Origin of the sequence: Halomonas sp. ALS9 (genome assembly GCF_001651035.1) — a bacterium.
In the GTDB taxonomy this organism is placed as follows: domain Bacteria; phylum Pseudomonadota; class Gammaproteobacteria; order Pseudomonadales; family Halomonadaceae; genus Vreelandella.
Window position 1 is genome coordinate 402,634 of record NZ_LXRG01000054.1, and the last position, 19,681, is coordinate 422,314.

Below are 19,681 nucleotides of genomic sequence, written 5' to 3' on the forward strand. Positions count from 1 at the left end.
AAGCATATTCAGTGAATAAACTTAAAAAGCCCCCTCATACCAATGAGGGGGCTTTAGAGTGTTTAAACAAAGCAGTAATTAAGAACTGTCATTAAGCGACAGCGACTGAGCCTTAATTAGGTGGAGCGCACGCGTGAAACGGCGTCCAACCAGCCCTGATAGAGCTGCTCGCGGGTAGTCTCTTCCATCGTCGGCATAAAGCTCTTCTCACAACGCCACAACTGCTCGATCTCTTCCAGCGTTTGATACCAACCTAGACGCAGACCGGCTAAGTAAGCAGCGCCAAGTGCGGTGGTCTCCAAAATAGTTGGTCGATCTACCTGAACACCCAGCATATCGGCAAGAAACTGCATAACCCAGCTATTCTTTACCATGCCGCCATCGACGCGTAACGTGCCTGGCGTTGCCTCCATATCGTCGTTCATACAGTGTTGTAAATCGCGGGTTTGATAGCACACCGCTTGCAGGCCAGCGGCCACTATTTCAGCGATGCCGGTATCACGAGTTAAGCCAAAAATAGCGCCGCGTGCTTTCGGATCCCAGTGGGGAGCGCCTAAGCCGGTAAAGGCGGGCACGAGATAAACACTGTGGCCACTGCGGGTCTGCTGGGCCAAAGCTTCGGTTTCCGATGCGTCGGCAAACAGGTTTAGGCCATCGCGCAACCACTGCACCGTCGCCCCGGCCACAAAAATGCTGCCCTCCATGGCGTAGGTCGGCTTACCGTTAAGCCGATAGCCAATCGTGGTCAATAGGCGATTACGCGACAGCGACGGCGTTTCACCGGTATTCACAATCATAAAACAGCCGGTGCCATAGGTACTTTTGCCCATCCCCGGCTGAAAGCACGCCTGCCCCACTAAAGCAGCCTGCTGATCCCCCGCTACCCCAGCAATGGGCAGCGAAACGCCCAGCCAGTGCGCTTCGGTGGTGCCAAAATCATCGCTTGAGTCTTTCACCTCGGGCAGTAAATTAGCGGGAATATTAAACAGCGTCAGCAGCTCTGCATCCCACTCCTGGGTATGGATATTAAACAGCGCCGTACGCGAAGCATTCGTGGCATCAGTCACGTGCTGCTGGCCACCCGTCAGCCGCCAGATTAAAAAGCTATCCACCGTACCGAATGCCAGCTCGCCCCGTTCAGCGCGCTCCCTGGCACCCTCAACGTTATCTAATATCCAGGCAAGCTTCGTAGCCGAAAAATAGGGGTCAATTAAAAGACCCGTTTTCGCTTGAACAACCTCGGTGTGGCCTTTATCGCGCAGCGACTGGCACAAATCTGAAGTGCGGCGATCCTGCCAAACGATGGCGTTATAGAGTGGTTTACCGGTTTCCCGATCCCAAAGAATTGTGGTTTCCCGTTGGTTGGTAATACCGATGCCAGCTATTTGGTCAGCGGAAACCTTAGCGTTGTGCATGACGTCCCGACAGGTCGCCACCACCGTTTCCCAGATGTCTTCGGGGTTGTGCTCAATCCAGCCGTCATGGGGAAAATGCTGGGTGAATTCCTGCTGGGCAACAGCGGCCACTTGGCCTTGGCGATCAAACAGAATGGCGCGGGAGCTGGTGGTACCTTGATCAATGGCGAGTATAAAAGAGGACATATCGAGTTCACTTTGTTGTATTGTCTTTCGATTTTGTATACTTACTTTCGCTTTATTATGATTCAAGGCTACTCCAGCCATCCAAAATGCTCAAGGCCGAAACTACCTCATTAAGCAATCTTATTAAACGATCTCATCAAGCGATCTCGTCAAGCGATCTCGTCAAGCAATGTACAGCGCCACATCGTGCTGATTTAGCAAACGCTGAATCGCTTCTGGCGGCTTGCGGTCAGTAAATAACGCATCCAGCTGTTCCAGATTACCCTGCCGCACGACCGGATTACGATGGAATTTAGAGTAGTCCGCCGCCAAATAGATGCGTCGGGAATTGGCAATAATTGCCTGGGCAACGCGCACTTCCTGGTAGTCAAACTCCAGCAGCGAGCCATCCTCGTCAATACCGCTGATGCCGATAATGCCGTAATCCACTTTGAACTGGTTGATAAAGTCGATAGTGGCTTCGCCAATAATGCCCCCGTCCCGGGAGCGCACCTGGCCACCGGCAATAATCACGGTGAAATCCTCTTTATGCTGCAGGATGGCAGCCACGTTAAGGTTGTTGGTGATAATCTCAAGGCCCTGGTGCTCTAACAGCGCTTGAGCAATCACTTCATTACTGGTGCCGATATTAATAAACAGTGAGGAGTGATTAGGGATGTGCTGGGCTAAACAGCGGGCAATGCGCTCTTTCTCTTCCAGATGGAGCGTCTTACGCGTGCTGTAAGCGGTATTCACCGTGCTTGACTCAATGCCTACCCCGCCATGGACGCGTCTAACCCGGCCTTCATCCGCCAGGGTATTCAAATCACGACGAATAGTTTGCGGTGTCACGGCAAAATGCTCAGTGAGCTGTTCAATACTCATGTAACCGTGCTGGCGAACCAGCTCGACAATGGCATCCTGACGAAATTGTTGATTCATGAGCCCGGCCTGTTCGTTTATTATTGATATCTGAACATAATCTAGCAAAATTTTCGAAATCTAATAGCTTTCTTCAAACAATTCCACAGGCGCCAAACCGACAGTGAAGTGTGATAATGCTTACTAAAGCGGCCACACCAACAAAATTAGCGGGATCGCAACCACCAGTACCACCAATGACAGCGGCAGGCCTAGTTTCCAGTAATCGCCAAACCGGTAGCCACCAGGCCCCATCACCAACGTATTGGATTGGTGTCCGATAGGGGTTAAAAAAGCACAGGAAGCACTAACGGCCACCACCATCAAGAACGGGTCGAGTGAGACATCGAAGCCATTGGCTAAACTCACCGCAATAGGCGCCATCAGCAGCGCCGCCGCTGCGTTGTTAACCACATTAGATAGCAGCATAGAGAGTAAAAACAGCCCGATCATGGTGACGACGACCGGCCAGTCACTGCCAAAACTTAGCAGCGCGTTGGCAATCAAATCGGCGCCGCCGCTGGTCTCTAATGCTTCGCCCACGGGGATCATTGCCGCTAGCAACACGATGACGGGGCCATCAATGGCTTGATACCCTTCGCGTAACGGTAACACGCCAATCAGTAACGAAATTAGTGCAGCGCTACTCATGGCCACGGCAGCCGGAAGTAGATCAAACAGCATCGCCGTGATCGCCAAGGCAAAAATAGCCACCGACATGGCCAGCTTACGCGGCTGCCCCAGGTGCAATTCGCGGCTAGCCAGCGGCAGACACCCCAGCGAGGCCAGACTGTCTGAAATTTCATTTTCGCTGCCCTGCAACAGCAAAACATCACCGTTCTTGAAGCGGATATCCCGCAACCGCTGCTTCAATCGCCCGCCATCCCGGGCAACGGCCACCAAGTGCAGCCCAAACTGATGGTTTAGGCGTAGCTGCCGCACGCTACGGTTAATCATCATAGAGTCATTACGCACCACGGCCTCAATGAGTTGCAGGCCCTCGGTATCTACCCGCTGCGGGTCCTGTGCAGCATCTTTCTTTTTAGCCTTACCAGCCTCTTTGCCGCTGGCTGAATGCTCAACGTCTTGCGCTTCTGAATCGTCCTCCAGTTCTTCCTCAAGCTCAGCGATCGCGCTGAGCCCCACTTTGTCTTCCAGCATTTGCAGTTCGTCGGGCCCTGCCTCCAACAGCAGTATATCGCCCTCTTCTAAGGCACCGTGGAAGTTATAGCCAGCACGACGGTTGTCATCTCGAACCACCGCTAACACGGGAATGGTTTCATCCAGCTCATCGCGTAACTGCTGAAGCGTCAAGCCTTTGGCTTTTGACGCTTCGCCCACTTTCAACTCCACCAGATAGTTGGCGGTATCGAACATTTCATCGGTGGAGGCCTGGCCACTACGCTTGGGCGTCAAACGCCAACCGACCAGAACGATAAACGCCAACCCTGCTAGCGCAACCGCGATACCGACCGGCGAAAAGCTAAACATGCTAAACGCTTCACCCGTAACCTCCCGGCGATAGCTGGAAATAATGATATTGGGCGGGGTGCCAATCAAGGTGGTCAAACCGCCGAGCAAAGAACCAAACGCTAGCGGCATAAGCAGTAGAGAGGGAGACGTGTTGTGCTCGCGGGCAAGTCGCATGGCCACCGGTAGCAACAGCGCTAAGGCGCCCACGTTATTCATAATACCCGATAACAGTACGATGGTGCCCACCAATACCAGGAGCTGTAGCAGCAGGTTTTCACCTACTTTAAGCACTTGATTGGAAATAATATCGACCACGCCCGAGCGCTCGAACCCCCGACTAAGCACCAGCACAGCGGCCACGGTAATCACCGCCGGATGGCCAAAACCAGTGAACGCACTTCCGGCTGGAACAAGCCCAAGCATGACCGAACCTAGTAACGCCGTTAGTGCCACTAAATCATAACGGAATCGCCCCCAGATAAACGCGGCAAGCGTCAGTCCAAGCACAATAAACACCAGCGTGCTCGGCGCGAGTGTTAACCAACCAAGATCTAACGACTCAATGCTTACGCTTTCAACACCTGAATTCTCAACCCCAGAGCCCTGTGCACCTGAGCTTTCAACACTTAAGTTCTCAGCCGACATCCTTTTCCTACTCCCTTGCCACCGCTTGATAGGGGCAGCCTACGGTTGGTGCACGCCACGCCCATAGCATGACATTTCTCCTGCACATTAGACGTTTACTATACACACGTATAGCCCCTGCAAATGGATAGTTTTATCAACGCCTATCGTATAAAAGCAGAGCAGCTCGGCAATGCCGAGCTGCTAAGGAAGTGCCTGTTCTTTAGAGTAACAGCAGGTTTAAATAAACAGCGGCTTGCAGGATTTCATCGCATCGCAAGACGCTTACAAACTGAGTCTGCTCCTCTTTTCAAAAATAACGTCAGATACAATACGCTTGCTAAGGCAACAAAATAGTAGACCCAGTGGTTTGACGGCTTTGCAGCGCGTCTTGAGCTTTGCCCGCTTCTGCCAAGGGGTAGCGATTGGCGATATCTATTTTGACTTTGCCGCTTTTCAGCATGGCAAAGAACTCTTCGCACATCATCTCCAAGCGCTCGCGGGTGTCGGCGTATCCATTTAGGCTGGGGCGCGTCACGTAGAGTGCGCCCTTCTGATTCAGAATACCGATATTAACGCCATCCACCGGGCCAGAGGCGTTGCCAAAGCTGACCATCAGTCCACGGGGTTTTAGGCAGTCCAGCGACATTTCCCAGGTGTCTTTACCCACCGAGTCATACACTACATCGCACATGTCGCCATTGGTGAGCTCACGTACTCGCTCAACCACATTCTCTTCGCTGTAGTTGATCGTCGCCCAGGCGCCGTTAGCCATGGCTAGGTCTGCTTTTTCCTGTGAGCTCACGGTACCGATCAGCTTTACGCCCAATGACTTTGCCCACTGACAGGCAATTGACCCCACCCCACCAGCCGCGGCGTGAAATAGAATGATTTCACCGCCTTTTAGTTCATAGGTTTGGCGGAGCAGATACTGCACGGTTAGGCCTTTCAGCATACTCGCCGCGGCGGTGTCGAAATCAACGAAGTCAGGTAGCTTGACCACTTTAGCCGCAGGCAACGTATGCAGTTCGGCATAGGCGCCCAAAGGGCCTTGCGCATAGGCAACGCGGTCACCCACGCTTAGATGTGTAACACCTTCGCCAACCGCCTCGACAACGCCGGCCCCCTCAGTGCCTAGCCCAGACGGCATAGAGGGCGCTGGATAAAGCCCGGTGCGAAAATAGATATCGATAAAATTAAGGCCGATAGCCTTATTGGCAATACGCACTTCCCCCTGACCAGGTTCAGCGGGAGTAACGTCAACCAGTTCGAGCGCCTCAGAACCGCCGGTATTGGCAAATTGGATACGCTTAGACATGAGTATTTCCTTATAACTTATTGAGTTTTTTAATAGTCAACACAGCAACAGGTACCGTAATACAAGCGCGTCGCGGCGTTTAAATCAAGCTAGCACGCTAGCGTTTTTTTCCTCTATCTTTTTACCAGCGGAATTTAAATCTAGGGTTTTAAAGGCCTAGAATTTAAGGATTTAAGAATCAAACCACAAAAGAGATGAAATCCTGCTGTCATGCACTCGTGCTAGTATTAGTGCTCTTTTATCGTCTAAGGCTTAGAGATTTGTCATGACGCATCCCGCCATTCAAGTACCCGCACTTATTGCCCACCGCGGCTACTCCGCCGCCGCCCCAGAAAATACCTTAGCAGCAGTGCGCGCTGCTCACCAAGCGGGGGCCACATGGGTCGAGCTGGATGTGCAACTGCTGGGTGACGGCACCCCGGTAATTTGGCACGACAGCGACGTCGCGCGCTGCTCAAACGGACGCGGCAGTCTGGCCTCCATGAATTGGGCTAAGGCGCAAACGCTGGATGCAGGCAGCTGGTTTGACGACCGTTTTTCTGGTGAGAAAATGCCCAGTTTGGCGCAAATGCTGGCACTGCTTAACGAGCTGGAGATGGGCGTGAATATGGAAATAAAGGTCAACAAAGGCCGCGACCCTATTGCGCTGGTTGAACGTGCCCTACCGGAAATGTTGGACACACTCCCCCCCGAGCGTCTGATCATCTCATCCTTCAATGCCAGCGCCCTTAGCCACTGCCGTCAGTTTGCCAACACAGAGCAGCTGGCCCTAGGCGTGCTGTTCGGTAGCGTGCCCAAAAATTGGCGTGAGCAGTGCGAGGCCATTGAGGCATTCAGTGTGCACCCTCACTGGCCACGCTTAAAGCGCGCCCAAGCCGACGCGATGCAGCGCGATGGCTATCAAATAATGTGCTATACCGCCAATGACCCCAGCGCCTTTCATAGCCGCTGGGCGTGGGGTATCGGCAGCGTTATCACCGATGAGCCCGCCGCGTTTAAGCGCTTTTTAGATAGCCATTGATAAGTTCAACCGCTTGATAAGCTCAAGCACCGACAAGGAGTCTACCGTGAAGTACTTAGGAGCCCACGTGAGTGCCGCTGGCGGCGCAGACCAAGCCGTACACCGAGCGGTAGCCATCGGCGCGGATGCCTTTGCGCTATTCACTAAAAATCAGCGCCAGTGGCAAGGTAAGCCGCTCACCGATGAAGCGATTCAAGCCTTTCGTGACGCCTGCACCGAGCATAGCTTCGCCCCAGAGCAGATTCTGCCCCACGACAGTTATCTGATTAATCTTGGCCACCCTGAGCAGGAAGGACTACGCAAATCTCGAGATGCCTTTCTTGATGAGATGCAGCGCTGCGAGCAATTAGGGCTGACTCTGCTTAACTTTCACCCCGGCAGTCACTTAAATAAAATCAGCGAAAGCGATTGCTTGAAGCGTATTGCAGAATCCGTTAACGAAGCGCTTGCGCATACCCAAGGGGTCACAGCGGTGATTGAAAATACGGCGGGACAAGGCACCAACCTAGGCTGGCGCTTTGAGCATCTAGCCGAAATCATTGCCCACGTAGACGATAAAACCCGCGTAGGAGTGTGTATTGATACCTGCCACGCCTTTGCGGCGGGCTACGATTTGCGCACTGCAGAGGCAGCCCAAGCAACGCTTGATGAATTAGCTAGCGTTGTCGGTTTTGAGTATTTGCGCGGCATGCATTTAAACGATGCTAAAAGTGCCCTTGCCAGCCGTGTAGATCGCCACCATAGCCTGGGTAAAGGCAACATTGGCCTACCCGCTTTTACCACCATCATGCAGGAACCCCGGATTAGCGACATCCCCATGATCCTGGAGACTATCGAACCCGAGATCTGGGCTGATGAAATAGCTTGGCTGCGCGCTCAAATCGCTTAGTTTTACATCGCTGAAAGCTTCTCTTCATCCAGTACGCCTGACATGCGCACCATGGCGAGCGCTTCATCCAAGCTGCTCATCTCTTCAATCATCACCAGTTCGCTCTCTAAACTCACTGGCTGACCGGCTGTTTCAGACAGCAGTTTTTCCAGGGAAGCTACATCCATAGCGTCGTCTAAGTGGTGAACATCTACTGAAGCACTGTTGCGGCCCGGCAAGTAGATGGTGCCATTAGAGAAATCCACGGCGTAGGCAATTACTCCGGGTACGATAAAAAACAGTAAACCTACCCCATTAGCGACAGCAATAACCGGGTCAATATCACCGCTCAATTGGCCCTTACGCTCAGGATGAAAGAGCGTACCACAACCACTCAAAGACACGATGGAAACGCCAACCACGGCGCCAGTCAACCAGCGACGAACTGCTTGATGCATGAAGGTTCCCTCAAACAAAAAAAGTAACGATAGCCGATATAGCGTATTGCGCTTTGGTTTTTTTGCCGACTACCGCGCCATAAAACTCGATAAGTTTAGCACAGCCATCCACAAGCATAGATGATTTAGCGATAAGGACTATTTTGCCGCTTCAACCGCTAGGCCGTACAATGCCAGGATTCAACGCTTTTAAGCACTTTTTCAAGAACTTTTTCCAGAAACCTGTTTTCAAAACCTGTTTTCAAAACCAAGGAATGCTAACGCCCATGCGCGCCAGCCAACTATTGATTGCCACTCTAAAAGAAACCCCGGCTGACGCCGAAGTCATTAGCCACCAGCTAATGCTCCGCGCTGGGATGATTCGCCGCTTAACCTCTGGGCTTTACACCTGGCTGCCACTTGGCCTGCGTACACTGCGCAAGGTGGAAGCCATTGTGCGCGAAGAGATGAACCGCGCCGGTGCTCAAGAGGTTCTCATGCCCGCCGTACAGCCCGCCGAACTATGGCAAGAGTCTGGTCGTTGGGAGCAGTACGGCCCTGAGTTGTTACGTCTGAAAGATCGCCATGACCGCGACTACTGCGTCGGCCCGACCCACGAAGAGGTCATCACTGATCTGGTACGTAAAGAGATCGCCAGCTACAAGCAGTTGCCGATCAATTTCTATCAGATCCAAACCAAATTCCGCGACGAGATCCGTCCGCGTTTTGGGGTGATGCGCTCTCGTGAATTCATTATGAAGGACGCTTACTCCTTCCACCTGGATGAAGCCTCGCTGAAGCAAACCTACCAAGATATGTACGATGCCTACACGCGTATTTTCACGCGCCTTGGCCTCGACTTCCGCCCAGTTATCGCCGATAACGGCTCTATCGGGGGTACCGGCTCCCACGAGTTCCACGTGCTCGCGGACTCCGGCGAAGACGACATCGTTTTTTCCAACTCTTCAGACTACGCCGCAAACATGGAAAAGGCCGAAGCTCTGCCTGCTCCGCTGGGCAGCAACGTGCAGCGTGAAGCGCCTACCCAAGAGATGCATCTGGTAGATACGCCTAACGCCAAGACCATTGCCGCCCTGGTTGAACAGTTCGAGCTGCCGATTGAGAAAACGGTTAAAACATTGATGGTGCATGCCGCCGAAGGTGGCCTTATCGCCCTGTTGGTGCGCGGCGATCATGAGCTAAACGAGGTAAAAGCCGAAAACCTTCCGCAAGTGGAAGCGCCGCTGACCATGGCAAGTGAAGAAGAGATTCGCGCCGCGGTTGGCGCTGGCCCCGGCTCACTTGGCCCGGTAGGCCTGAAAATGCCGGTCATTATTGACCGCAGCGTAGCGCTGATGAGTGACTTCGGCGCCGGCGCCAATGTGGACGATAAACACTACTTCGGCATTAACTGGGAGCGCGACGTTGCCCTGCCCGAAGTGGCCGACCTGCGCAATGTGGTGGAAGGCGATCCTTCGCCAGACGGCCAAGGCACGCTCTCTATCAAGCGTGGGATTGAGGTTGGCCACGTTTTCCAGCTAGGTCAAAAGTACTCTCAGGCCATGAACGCCAACGTGTTAGGCGACAATGGCAAGACCAGCCACCCATGGATGGGTTGCTACGGCATCGGCGTGACCCGAGTAGTAGCCGCGGCTATTGAGCAGAACCACGACGAATCCGGCATTATCTGGCCTAACGCCATTGCGCCGTTCCAGGTGGCACTGGTACCGATGAATGCGCACAAATCCCAGCGTGTGCGTGAAGAGTCTGAACGTCTTTACCAAGCGCTAACCGCTGCAGGCTTAGATGTATTGTTGGATGACCGCGACACCCGTCCCGGCGTTAAGTTTGCTGATCTGGAATTGATGGGCGTTCCCCACCGCTTGGTGATCGGCGACCGCGGCCTGGACAACGGCGAACTGGAATATAAAGGTCGCCGAGATAGCGAAGCCACCATGGTGCCTGCGGATCAAATCATCGACTTTTTGCGTGAGAAAGCTAGCTAAAGCAGTAACGCTTAGCGGGGTGCTGCTGAGCAGCGCAGGGTTTGTAGCGACAAACCCCGTTGCGGCTCAGCCGCTACCCCAACCCCTGCGCCCTACCTTTGAAGCCGCCAACCAGCAGCATCAAACGCCCCAACAACAGCGGGTAGCGCGCCAGTGGCGTGAACGCATGGACATTCCACTGGCGCGTTTTATGGATGACGCCGTGCAGCGCGAGACGCTGCTAACCCGCATCTATCAAGAAGCCAGACTGGCAGTCTTACCACCGGATTTAGTGCTCGCCTTGATTCAGGTAGAGAGCGCCTTCAAAGCCAATGCTGTCTCCTCAGCAGGTGCCGTCGGCTTGATGCAAATCATGCCTTTCTGGGTCAGCGAGCTGGGGCTGCCGATTGATGATTTAACCTATCCGCCGCGCAATCTGCGCTATGGCTGTACGATTTTGGCGCACTATCTAGCCATTGAAAATGGCGACTTTACGCGTGCTCTAGCCCGCTATAACGGTAGCCTGGGGCAAACCTGGTACCCGGAGCGAATCATGCGTGCTTGGCGAGAGACCTGGCGCCACCCCACCCTGCGTTAAACTGTTGGCTTACCGTTAAGCCAAACGCATGACTTTTCTGCCTAATCCATTCACTATAAAGCTCAACACTGTGTCAGCTAACTACTCGCTAGCTTAATGAGGGATACCCGTCGCAATGCCAATACAACAACATCGCCCTTTTATGGGCTTCATCAGCGCATACGCAACCCCATTATTGGCAGTAGCTTTAATACCACTTCTTGTCTCCACCGCTAACGCCGCGCAGATAACGGTTCGCAGCACTGACGGCCAGCCACTTGAGGACGCCGTCATTGAGGTTTACTACGAGACAGCGGCAGGTAACCCACCTCAAGAAGAGAACATCTATCAGCGCGATGCTGCCTTTCACCCTAAGGTACTGACTGTGCCTACGGGCAGCTATGTCGCCTTTCCCAACCAAGATACAACGCGTCACCACGTCTACTCCTTTTCACCGGCCAAAACCTTTGATTTAAATCTCTACCTGCAAGAAACGCCGCCGCCGGTTCAGTTCGACCAACCCGGCGTTGTCGTTTTAGGGTGCAATATCCACGACCATATGCAGGCATTTATTGTTGTCAGCGAGGCCCCCTATGCGGCGACGACCAATTCTGAAGGCTCGCTTGAGCTACCCGCGCTTCCGGCTGGCGAGCATCGTGTGCGCGTTTGGCACCCACAGCTTGATGACAACCAACAAATCTGGTGGGAAGGGATGGTGTCGGATACCGACAAACTAGACGTCAGTTTGGAACTTAACGCGCTGCCACCTCCAGCGCCTACGCTCTCGCCCCTTCAGCAGCGTTTTAAAGATGCCACTTAAGCCCCTACCAACATTCAGGAAATGGTGAATCGCCACTTAGTGAGGTTGCTATGCGCTTTAGAACGCGCCTGATGCTCGTGCTACTGACCGTGGTGATTGTCTCGCAACTCGCCACTGGGCTGGCATTCCTGCGTGCGACCCAAAACGACGTCATTGCGAAAGGTTCCCAGCGCTTAGAAGTGGGCGCTAATGTATTGGCACAGTTGCTGGACGCCCGCGGTGAGCAGCTAGCCAACAACGTTGCCATCCTCGCCGATGACTTCGGGTTTAAAAGCGCTGTTTCCACTCAGGACACCGAGACACTCTACTCTGTGCTGGCCAATCACGGTGACCGAGCTAAGGCAGACATAGTGTTGCTCAGTGGTCTAGATGGACATATTTTAGCCAGCAGCCATCATGCGCAAAACAGCCCGATGCCCTTCCCCCAACTATTCGAGCGGGCTCGCCAAGAGGGCGAAGCGGTTAGCGTTGTCATCGCCGAGGGGCAGCCTTACGAATTTGCCCTGCTGCCCGTACGCGCTCCCAACCTGATTGGCTGGGTAGGTATGGGCTTTTTGATCAATGAAGCAGTAACGGAAGAGATTAATACGTTAACCGGGCTGGACATTAGCGTGGTTAACTTTCTCGATAATCGAGAGATCACCTACCTGGCAAGCACTCATGACAAGCAGTTAGCCCAACAATTAATGAACGGACGTGGTAGCGAGCTCAGCGAAGGTGAATACACCTTACACAGTCAGATGACGCCGGATGCTGAGTACCTTTCCTATGCGAGCCAGCTCTATTCCGACGCTGCCAATCACACCTATGCGCTGCTGCAACTCTCCCGCAACGAACTACTCGGTGCTTATCGTTCATTGCAGTGGCAACTGCTGGGAATCATTGCCCTGATCCTGCTGTTTACCGTGCTGATTGCCATGTGGAGTGCGCGAAGTATGAGCAAACCGCTAATGGAGCTGGCACAGGCGGCACAGCGCATTGGACGCGGAGAACGTTTCACCGAGTTACCGAACGGTACTGAGCACAGCGAAACCGGGTTGCTGGCGTCGACACTACTCGCCATGCAAGAGGGCATCGCTCAACGCGAGGCCACGCTCCATCACCAGTCTCGCCACGACTTACTCACCGACCTGGCCAATCGCGTCAGTGCCCAGGAGGATATTAGCCTTTTGATCAAACGCGGCGAACCGTTTACCTTAATGCGCCTTGCGATTAATAACTTCCGCGATATTAACGACACCTTCGGCTACGCGCTGGGGGATCATATGCTGGTCACCCTGGCCAAGCGTTTACAGCACTTAGATGCTGACAGCACAGCCTACCGACTTGATGGCGATGAACTGCTACTCTTGGTGAAGCAGTCGAGAACTGACTTTGCCTGGCGGACACGTCTTTTCACCACCTTGCACCAGCCTATCGATCTTGATAAATCCCCCATCACACCGTCACTCTCGGCGGGTGAGACCAACTACCCCGACCACGGCGACGGCCCTCAACTGCTGCTGCGTAGGGCCGATATTGCACTGGATATGGCGCGTCGCCATCGCCAGCCCCATCAACGCTACCTAGAGGGTCAGGATGAGCATCATTTACGCCAGCTCACCTTAATTCGAGACCTACAGGACGCGGTGAGCAACGGTGAGCTATGGATGGCCTACCAGCCTAAAGTTGATACACGAAGTGGCCATGTTAATCAGTGTGAGGCGTTGATGCGTTGGCGCCATCCTTCACTGGGCTTTGTTCCTCCCGATGAATTTATTGGCTTGGCAGAGCGCTCAGGGAGCATCCGCATGCTCAGCCAGTGGATGCTGGCCAATGTCTGCGCCCAGCTACATGCCTGGCAGCAGCGTGGTTACCACTTATCGGTAGCCGTTAACCTCTCCGCCAGCGATGTAATGGATCGCCAATTACCGACTTATCTATCTAGCCTACTTGAGCGCTATCGGCTTACCCCTGCTCGCCTGAGTATCGAGGTCACTGAAAGCGCTGTTATGCAGGATGTTGATGCTGCCATGGCAACATTAACGGAGCTCAACAAGCTGGGACTCCGCATCGCCATTGATGATTACGGCACTGGCTACTCCTCGTTGGCGCAAATCAAACGCCTACCCGTGAATGAACTCAAGATCGACAAATCCTTTGTGTTGGCGATCGATTCGCAAAAAGATGACTTAACCATTGTCAGCTCGACCATCGACATGGGCCACAGTTTAGGACTGCGCTTAGTGGCCGAAGGCGTTGAGAATCGCGCCAGCGCTGAGCTGTTAAGCAAGCTCGGCTGTGACTATTTGCAGGGCTATTGGATTGCCAAACCAATGCCCGCTGATGAACTCCCTACTTGGTTGGATAACTTTACCTCGCTGTCGTTGCCCCACCCCATGTCTTCCATACTAAAGACACTCCAGAGAAAGCCATGATGTTATTTCAATCTATGTTTTCATCATCCAGCTCGCCCTTTCGCCTCTCCTTTCCCGGCTGCCTTGGGGCCTGCTTAGCCCTGTGCCTTTCGGTCTGTTTAGCGCTTGCTGCCACGCCCTCCTTTGCCGGTAGCCGTATTGTAGGTACGGGTGGAGTAAGTGCTATTGAAGGGGCCGCGGGAGGGGGGTTATCGCCCTGGGCAGTCCTGACTAGCACCGCAAGCGAACAGGAAATAGGCGTAACGGCCGCCACTACCCGTGCCTGGGTGGACGACTACCGGCTAACGGTGACCAGCGCCAGCGTGAATATTTATGATCGTGTTGAAGTGTCAGTGGCTCGTCAAACCCTTGATTTAGAAACCCTAGGTGGCGAGTTAGGCCAGGATATTTACGGCGCTAAACTGCGCTTATTCGGCGATGTGCTCTATTACCCTTGGGGCATTTGGAGCGCTGGCGTACAACACAAGCGACTGGTAGATGGCACTGTGCCCACCGCCCTAGGCGCCGATGAAACGCGCGGTACCGATGTGTACCTTAGCGCCAGCAAGCTGCTGTTTAGTGCTGTTGCTGGGCGCAATGTGCTGCTCAACGCCACCCTGCGCAACACCGACGCCAATCAGGGCGGCCTGCTCGGCTTTGGCGGTGATCAGGGGAACCGATCATGGATGGCCGAGGGCAGCGTCGGCGTCTTCATTACCCCGCGATGGATTGTCGGCGCCGAGTATCGCCAGAAACCCGATAACCTGAGCGTGGCCACCGAGGACGATTGGCAAAGCCTCTACTCTGCCTACTTTTTCAATAAGCACTTATCACTGACGGGCGCCTGGTTAGATTTAGGTGACATTGCCGGTCTACCGTCTCAGCACGGCGGCTATCTTTCACTTCAGGCAGCTTTTTAAGCGGGGCGCTATGACCTATCAACGCAAAACCCATCGACACAACAGCTATCAACACAAACACAATCGTGCGCGTCGTTGTTTAGTAGCGCTCACGCTTGCCATGCTCACGCTCACTGGTTGTGCTTATCAACCCACTCAAACGACACTCTACGAGCGCCTGGGCGGTGAAAACACGATTGAGGCGGTGGTTGAGAACCTGTTGTACCGGATTGCAGATGATCCTGAGGTGGTCGTATTTTTTGCTAACACAAATATCGATTTATTTGCCGAATCGCTGGCCAGCCAGCTATGTGACGTCAGCGATGGCCCTTGCCAATACGAGGGCCCACCAATGGATCGTGCTCATCAACATATGGGACTGACAGATGTGCATTTTAATCGCTTAGTGGAACATCTCGATGCCGCTATGCAAGAGGAAGGTATTGCCCTAGGCGCGCGTAATGAACTGCTAGGCAGGCTCGCGCCAATGTACGCAGACGTTATGCGTCTTCAGTGACCTGCCAGCCGTCACGGCCCATCGTTTTTACCCGGTATAGTGCTTTGTCAGCCGCTTCATAAGCGTAGGGAAAAGTTGCTTCATTGGCCACAAAACAGCTGCCCCCAACGCTCAAGGTAACGCCTTTCTTATCCGGATGGGCAGGGTGTGGAAAGTCAGCTTCCCGCAGCCCATCCATTAACTGCTGGCAGTAGCTTTTAAGCGTGACTATGTCTGGACAGTCGAGTAGTGCCGCGAACTCATCGCCTCCCAAGCGGTAGAGCTGCGTCTCATCGAGCGTTTCACCAATCAATGTCGCCAACTGTCGCAACAAGGTATCGCCTTGAGGATGCCCACAGGCATCGTTGTACTGTTTAAAAAAGTCGATATCGACCAGAATCAGCCCAAGCGTTTGGTGCTGCTTCGCCAACACATCTTGGTGCAAAGCACTGCGATTGCCGATCCCGGTGAGCGGGTCGCGCATAGCACGCTGCATCCACTCAAAGGTTTCTCGGGTGGCACGATCAGTGCGCCGCAGCTGGCGTTCGTGAAGCCACCAAAACACCAATCCCATCACAAAGATTAATAAGCTGGAGTAAGTCAGCATCTGGCTATGCTGGCGCGTACTTTCTGAAAAATCATTAATCGCCGCTCCCCGACGATCAAGCTGATCCATCTCAATCTGGGTCAGGCATTGAATAGGGGCAAACAACGCCGACACTGCAGCGAAACGATCAATATTGCGCGCCGCTAACTGAACCACTAACCGATCTAAATCCATCAAACTAGCCTCGGCACAAGCATACTCACGTCGATAGACGTGCATATCGGCTAAACCGTAGGCCAATTCAATGTCCAAGATGGCAGCATTCAGCGCATCTTGCTCAGTCTGATCGCCCAACAATTCGACTTGGGCATCTTGCAAATAGACCCGTGCCCGCGTTGAAAGCTGCTGACCTGTAAGGTTACCCGTTTGACTGAAGTAAGCCTGTATTTCGGGGTAGACCCAACGCGATTCATAAATAATCAGCACCATAAGTGCCAAAAAGCTCATCAAGCTCAACGACAACCATGTAATGTAGCGATGTTGACGCGCAACCGCGCGGGGCTGCATTGATGGCTGATCAGCAGGCTTGGGGTTGGATGTCACCACTTCGCCTCTATGCTTCGGATCATCCATATCCAATCATTGAATTCACGCAGATTTTCGACGTCGCGATCGCCATAGTCTCGCTCGACCAGACGTGCAGGGCCGCGCGAGCGAATGGTGAGCGGGTCGCCATCTTCAGCGGTAATTAAATACCAGCTGGGGTCATCCCACCCCTCAAGAGTAACTTCGTAGTCATCCCAGGCAGTAAAGTGAAGTGCCGGCGGCACTTCGCCAAACTGTTCAATCAGAAAGGTTCGAAACGCTAGGCCCTGCATCTCCACATCGCGCCCTTGGTAGGGGTCGTAGAGCGTAAATGTCTCGTCAGACATGGCACGTAAATCGCTTAGGGCGACCTTTTGAGTGACATCGCCGTTGATGATACTTAACGCCTGGGCGAAGGCAGCCATGGGGATTGTGATGCCCACAACTATTAACGCGCACGCTAACAGATCACGTGCACGACCCCATGGGCTGCGGTGTAAAGCAACTGCGTTCATGGCATAGCTTCCTGGTGAGTTCGTTCTTGCAAAGACCTGTTGCAAAGACCTGTTGCAAAGAACTGTCGCAAAGACCTATTGCAAAGAAATGTGCAAAGAACCGGCGCAAAGAACTTATGCAGAGAACTTTACCAGAGCAGACCTTGTATTGCTCCACAACGCACGTTACAAAATTTCAACTCTCGCGATTTTTACCCAAAAAAAAGCCAGCCCAAATTGGGCTGGCAACAGGAGGTTTACTAAGCTAATGAAGCTAAGCTAGCAAACCCCCTCCCCTGACAAGGTTTACATGAACTGGGAAAGCTACTTCTTGCGCTCATCCTTACGTAGATGATCACGAATCACGAAGCCCACCCAACCCACCATAAATACGATGACTAACGCGACGGTGGCTAAACCAAAGATAATTGTGTCATCCCAATACATGGTGAATCCTCCCGCCGTGATGTATGCGTTCATACTAGCCACTCAACGACGGAAGAATGCTGACCTGGGTCAAGTTACGGAAGGCGGGGATAAGCGGATAAACAGGAAATTGATACCGATCAATTTTTGGGCGTGATTAGGGCCTGTTGACGTTTCACTCACGGCCGCGCTGGCGTTACAACACCTTGCGGTCTTCGACTTTGCTGTGCTCGGTACCCGGTGGTAATGGATGGCCTTTGGCCAACTCTGCACGAGTGGCTTCACGCACGTCTAAAATAGTCACTTTATAGTTTAGCGTGCGCCCGGCCAGGGGGTGGTTGGTATCAACGGTGACGCGGTCGCCATTGATTTCCAGTACCGTGACAATTTGCGGCCCGGCTTCGCCTTCAGTTTGAAAGCGGTTACCCGGTACTAACTCGGCGTTCCCAAAAGAGCCGCGGCTAACCTCTTGAACCAGGTCTTCGTTGCGCACGCCATAGGCATCGGCAGGCATTAGTTGAACGCTTAACTCGGCCCCAGCCGTTTGGCCTGCTAAGGCACTCTCTAGCCCTGGCACGATATTGTCGTGACCATGCAAATACTCTAGCGGCTTATTGCGCGCCTGGGAGTCATCCAATACCTGCTTGCTGCCATCGTTGAGTACGTCGCTTAGCACATAGTGCAAGGTAACGACCTGGTGCGCTGTAATCGACATGGAAAACTCCTCTCCGGTAAGCTGTCGGTTTTGTGTTAGAACGTTGTGATAAAACGTTGTATTAGAACACTGTCTTAGTTTACCACTTGACCATTGCTTGGGTCTTTTCAGGAGTCGCCTTTGATGCCCACCCCCACCCCCCAGCGCAGTTGGCTTGCTGCACTGGCTGTTTATTGTCGTGCGCCCGTTATCACCATGCTGTTTTTAGGGTTCTCCGCAGGCCTGCCATTTCTGCTGGTGTTTTCAACGCTTTCTGCCTGGCTGCGCAGCGATGGCGTTGAGGTCGCGGCGATTGGCTTTTTTGCCTGGATCGGCATGCTTTACTCAATCAAATTTTTCTGGGCACCGGTGGTAGACCGACTCGCGCTGCCGCTACTCACCCGCGTCTTCGGCCAACGCCGCGGCTGGATGCTATTGGCTCAAGCAACCATAGCTTTAGGGCTGGTGGGGCTAGCGGGTGTAAGTCCGGTAGGCAACCTAGGTTTGGTAGCCATTTTTGCACTGTTGGTAGCCTTTGGCTCGGCGACCCAGGATATTGCCATCGACGCCTACCGTATCGAGTCCGCCGATGACGATGTTCAGGCGGCCATGGCCTCGACCTATATTATTGGCTATCGCGGCGGCTTACTTGCCGCCGGTGCCGGCGCGCTCTATATCGCGGCGTCAGCCTCTTGGGATGTGGCGTATCTGAGCATGGCGGCGCTAATGAGCATTGGCGTGCTTACCGTGTTAGTGCGCCCGGAGCCCAAACGCGCATCGCTGTCTATTCAGCTTATTCACGAGCCTAAGGTGCGGGCGTTTATTCGCGCCAGCCGGGGCAAGCCAAAAATATTGCGCCGCTTAGGTGCCTGGAGTATTGGCGCGCTGGTCTGCCCGTTTACCGACTTCTTTAGCCGCTATGAGGTAAAAGCGCTGTGGATTTTGGTGTTTATTGCGGTGTTTAGAATCAGCGATTTGGCCATGGCCTCCATGGCCAATCCGCTGTATATCGATCTGGGCTTTTCACTGGCAGAGATTGCGAGCGTAACCAATATATTTGGTATTGCGATGAGCATTACCGGCGGGATTTTAGGCGGGCTTTGCGTGGCGCGCTACGGCATTGGGCCGCTGCTGATCTTCGGCGCGGGGTTGGTGATGGTCACCAATTTACTGTTTGCGGTGCTTGCCTTGGTGGGCAATCAGCTACCCATGCTGGTGGTGACGATTATTGGTGACAACTTAGCCAACGGCTTAGCCAGCGCGGTGTTTATCGCTTTTCTCTCCAGCCTCACATCCCGTGCCTACACCGCGACCCAGTACGCGCTGTTCTCGTCATTAATGACGCTGCCGGGGAAGTTTTTAAGCGGCTTTGGCGGGCTGGTCGTTAACGCCCAGGGCTACCCAAGCTTTTTTGTTATCGCCACCCTGCTCGGCTTACCGGCTATTTTGCTGGCAATCTGGATCAGCCGAGACAAGCAGTTAGTGCCAACCCCCAAGCCTGCCTAAACAGGCTTGAAGGC

At 53.6% G+C, this 19,681-nt stretch carries 19 protein-coding genes; 10 read left to right on the plus strand and 9 right to left on the minus strand.

Annotated features, from left to right (window positions below):
- Window positions 1-116 precede the first annotated feature (116 nt).
- The 3 genes from glpK to A6R74_RS03445 form a co-directional block, all read right to left on the minus strand.
- On the minus strand, window positions 117-1,601 hold the full coding sequence (glpK, locus tag A6R74_RS03435; protein WP_064233052.1) for a glycerol kinase GlpK: 1,485 nt from the start codon (window positions 1,599-1,601) through the stop codon (window positions 117-119).
- Window positions 1,602-1,763: 162 nt separating this feature from the next.
- Window positions 1,764-2,522 carry a DeoR/GlpR family transcriptional regulator gene (locus A6R74_RS03440; RefSeq protein WP_035578823.1) on the minus strand — a complete coding sequence of 253 codons (759 nt, stop codon included), beginning with the start codon at window positions 2,520-2,522 and terminating at the stop codon, window positions 1,764-1,766.
- A gap of 123 nt (window positions 2,523-2,645) precedes the next feature.
- Complete coding sequence (locus A6R74_RS03445; protein WP_064233053.1) at window positions 2,646-4,619, minus strand: SLC13 family permease; 1,974 nt, start codon at window positions 4,617-4,619, stop codon at window positions 2,646-2,648.
- Between the two features lie 123 nt (window positions 4,620-4,742).
- On the opposite strand from A6R74_RS03445, the gene A6R74_RS22615 reads away from it, so the two are divergent.
- Entirely contained in the window at window positions 4,743-4,955 is a 213-nt protein-coding gene (locus A6R74_RS22615) for a hypothetical protein (protein WP_125410281.1), read from the plus strand.
- Here A6R74_RS22615 and A6R74_RS03450 read toward each other — a convergent pair.
- Window positions 4,939-5,916: an NADPH:quinone reductase gene (locus A6R74_RS03450; protein ID WP_064233054.1), complete on the minus strand. Its 978-nt coding sequence runs from the start codon at window positions 5,914-5,916 to the stop codon at window positions 4,939-4,941. The two genes, A6R74_RS22615 and A6R74_RS03450, sit on opposite strands and share 17 nt — an antisense overlap.
- Before the next feature lie 265 nt (window positions 5,917-6,181).
- Between A6R74_RS03450 and A6R74_RS03455 the strand changes: the two genes are divergently transcribed.
- Together A6R74_RS03455 and nfo are read left to right on the plus strand one after the other, a co-directional pair.
- A complete protein-coding gene (locus A6R74_RS03455) occupies window positions 6,182-6,937 on the plus strand; it encodes a glycerophosphodiester phosphodiesterase family protein (protein WP_064233055.1) in 756 nt (251 codons plus the stop codon).
- Between the two features lie 46 nt (window positions 6,938-6,983).
- Window positions 6,984-7,826, plus strand: a complete 843-nt coding sequence (gene nfo / locus A6R74_RS03460; protein WP_064233056.1) for a deoxyribonuclease IV — start codon at window positions 6,984-6,986, stop codon at window positions 7,824-7,826.
- 2 nt (window positions 7,827-7,828) lie between these two features.
- Here nfo and A6R74_RS03465 read toward each other — a convergent pair whose 3' ends face one another.
- The gene (locus tag A6R74_RS03465; protein ID WP_064233057.1) at window positions 7,829-8,263 is read right to left on the minus strand and encodes a hypothetical protein; all 435 of its coding nucleotides are present in this window, start codon (window positions 8,261-8,263) and stop codon (window positions 7,829-7,831) included.
- A 266-nt stretch (window positions 8,264-8,529) separates the two neighbouring features.
- Here A6R74_RS03465 and A6R74_RS03470 point away from each other — a divergent pair, with 266 nt between their 5' ends.
- The 6 genes from A6R74_RS03470 to A6R74_RS03495 all read left to right on the plus strand — a co-directional run bounded on the left by A6R74_RS03470 (window position 8,530) and on the right by A6R74_RS03495 (window position 15,436).
- Window positions 8,530-10,248, plus strand: coding sequence for a proline--tRNA ligase (locus A6R74_RS03470; RefSeq protein WP_064233058.1), 1,719 nt, complete (start codon window positions 8,530-8,532; stop codon window positions 10,246-10,248).
- Complete coding sequence (locus A6R74_RS03475) at window positions 10,232-10,825, plus strand: lytic transglycosylase domain-containing protein (protein ID WP_082906578.1); 594 nt, start codon at window positions 10,232-10,234, stop codon at window positions 10,823-10,825. Before A6R74_RS03470 ends, A6R74_RS03475 begins: the two co-directional genes overlap by 17 nt.
- A gap of 115 nt (window positions 10,826-10,940) precedes the next feature.
- Window positions 10,941-11,624, plus strand: a complete 684-nt coding sequence (locus A6R74_RS03480; protein WP_082906579.1) for a Cupredoxin — start codon at window positions 10,941-10,943, stop codon at window positions 11,622-11,624.
- A 50-nt stretch (window positions 11,625-11,674) separates the two neighbouring features.
- Window positions 11,675-14,041, plus strand: coding sequence for a bifunctional diguanylate cyclase/phosphodiesterase (locus A6R74_RS03485; protein WP_064233059.1), 2,367 nt, complete (start codon window positions 11,675-11,677; stop codon window positions 14,039-14,041).
- The gene (locus A6R74_RS03490; protein WP_240488152.1) at window positions 14,038-14,940 is read left to right on the plus strand and encodes a DUF3034 family protein; all 903 of its coding nucleotides are present in this window, start codon (window positions 14,038-14,040) and stop codon (window positions 14,938-14,940) included. The genes A6R74_RS03485 and A6R74_RS03490 overlap by 4 nt, the downstream gene beginning before the upstream one ends.
- A 10-nt stretch (window positions 14,941-14,950) precedes the next feature.
- The gene (locus A6R74_RS03495; protein ID WP_082906580.1) at window positions 14,951-15,436 is read left to right on the plus strand and encodes a group I truncated hemoglobin; all 486 of its coding nucleotides are present in this window, start codon (window positions 14,951-14,953) and stop codon (window positions 15,434-15,436) included.
- Here A6R74_RS03495 and A6R74_RS03500 read toward each other — a convergent pair.
- From A6R74_RS03500 to A6R74_RS03510, 4 genes are all read right to left on the minus strand, one after another.
- The gene (locus A6R74_RS03500; RefSeq protein ID WP_064233190.1) at window positions 15,420-16,469 is read right to left on the minus strand and encodes a GGDEF domain-containing protein; all 1,050 of its coding nucleotides are present in this window, start codon (window positions 16,467-16,469) and stop codon (window positions 15,420-15,422) included. The genes A6R74_RS03495 and A6R74_RS03500 overlap by 17 nt on opposite strands.
- Before the next feature lie 92 nt (window positions 16,470-16,561).
- Complete coding sequence (locus A6R74_RS03505) at window positions 16,562-17,062, minus strand: hypothetical protein (RefSeq protein ID WP_064233060.1); 501 nt, start codon at window positions 17,060-17,062, stop codon at window positions 16,562-16,564.
- Between the two features lie 303 nt (window positions 17,063-17,365).
- Window positions 17,366-17,521 (minus strand): cytochrome c oxidase subunit CcoM, encoded by a 156-nt coding sequence (gene ccoM, locus A6R74_RS22725; RefSeq protein ID WP_165603341.1) that lies wholly within the window; start codon window positions 17,519-17,521, stop codon window positions 17,366-17,368.
- Between the two features lie 142 nt (window positions 17,522-17,663).
- A complete protein-coding gene (locus A6R74_RS03510; protein WP_064233061.1) occupies window positions 17,664-18,182 on the minus strand; it encodes an FKBP-type peptidyl-prolyl cis-trans isomerase in 519 nt (172 codons plus the stop codon).
- Between the two features lie 123 nt (window positions 18,183-18,305).
- On the opposite strand from A6R74_RS03510, the gene A6R74_RS03515 reads away from it, so the two are divergent.
- Entirely contained in the window at window positions 18,306-19,667 is a 1,362-nt protein-coding gene (locus tag A6R74_RS03515) for an AmpG family muropeptide MFS transporter (RefSeq protein ID WP_064233062.1), read from the plus strand.
- Window positions 19,668-19,681 lie beyond the last annotated feature (14 nt).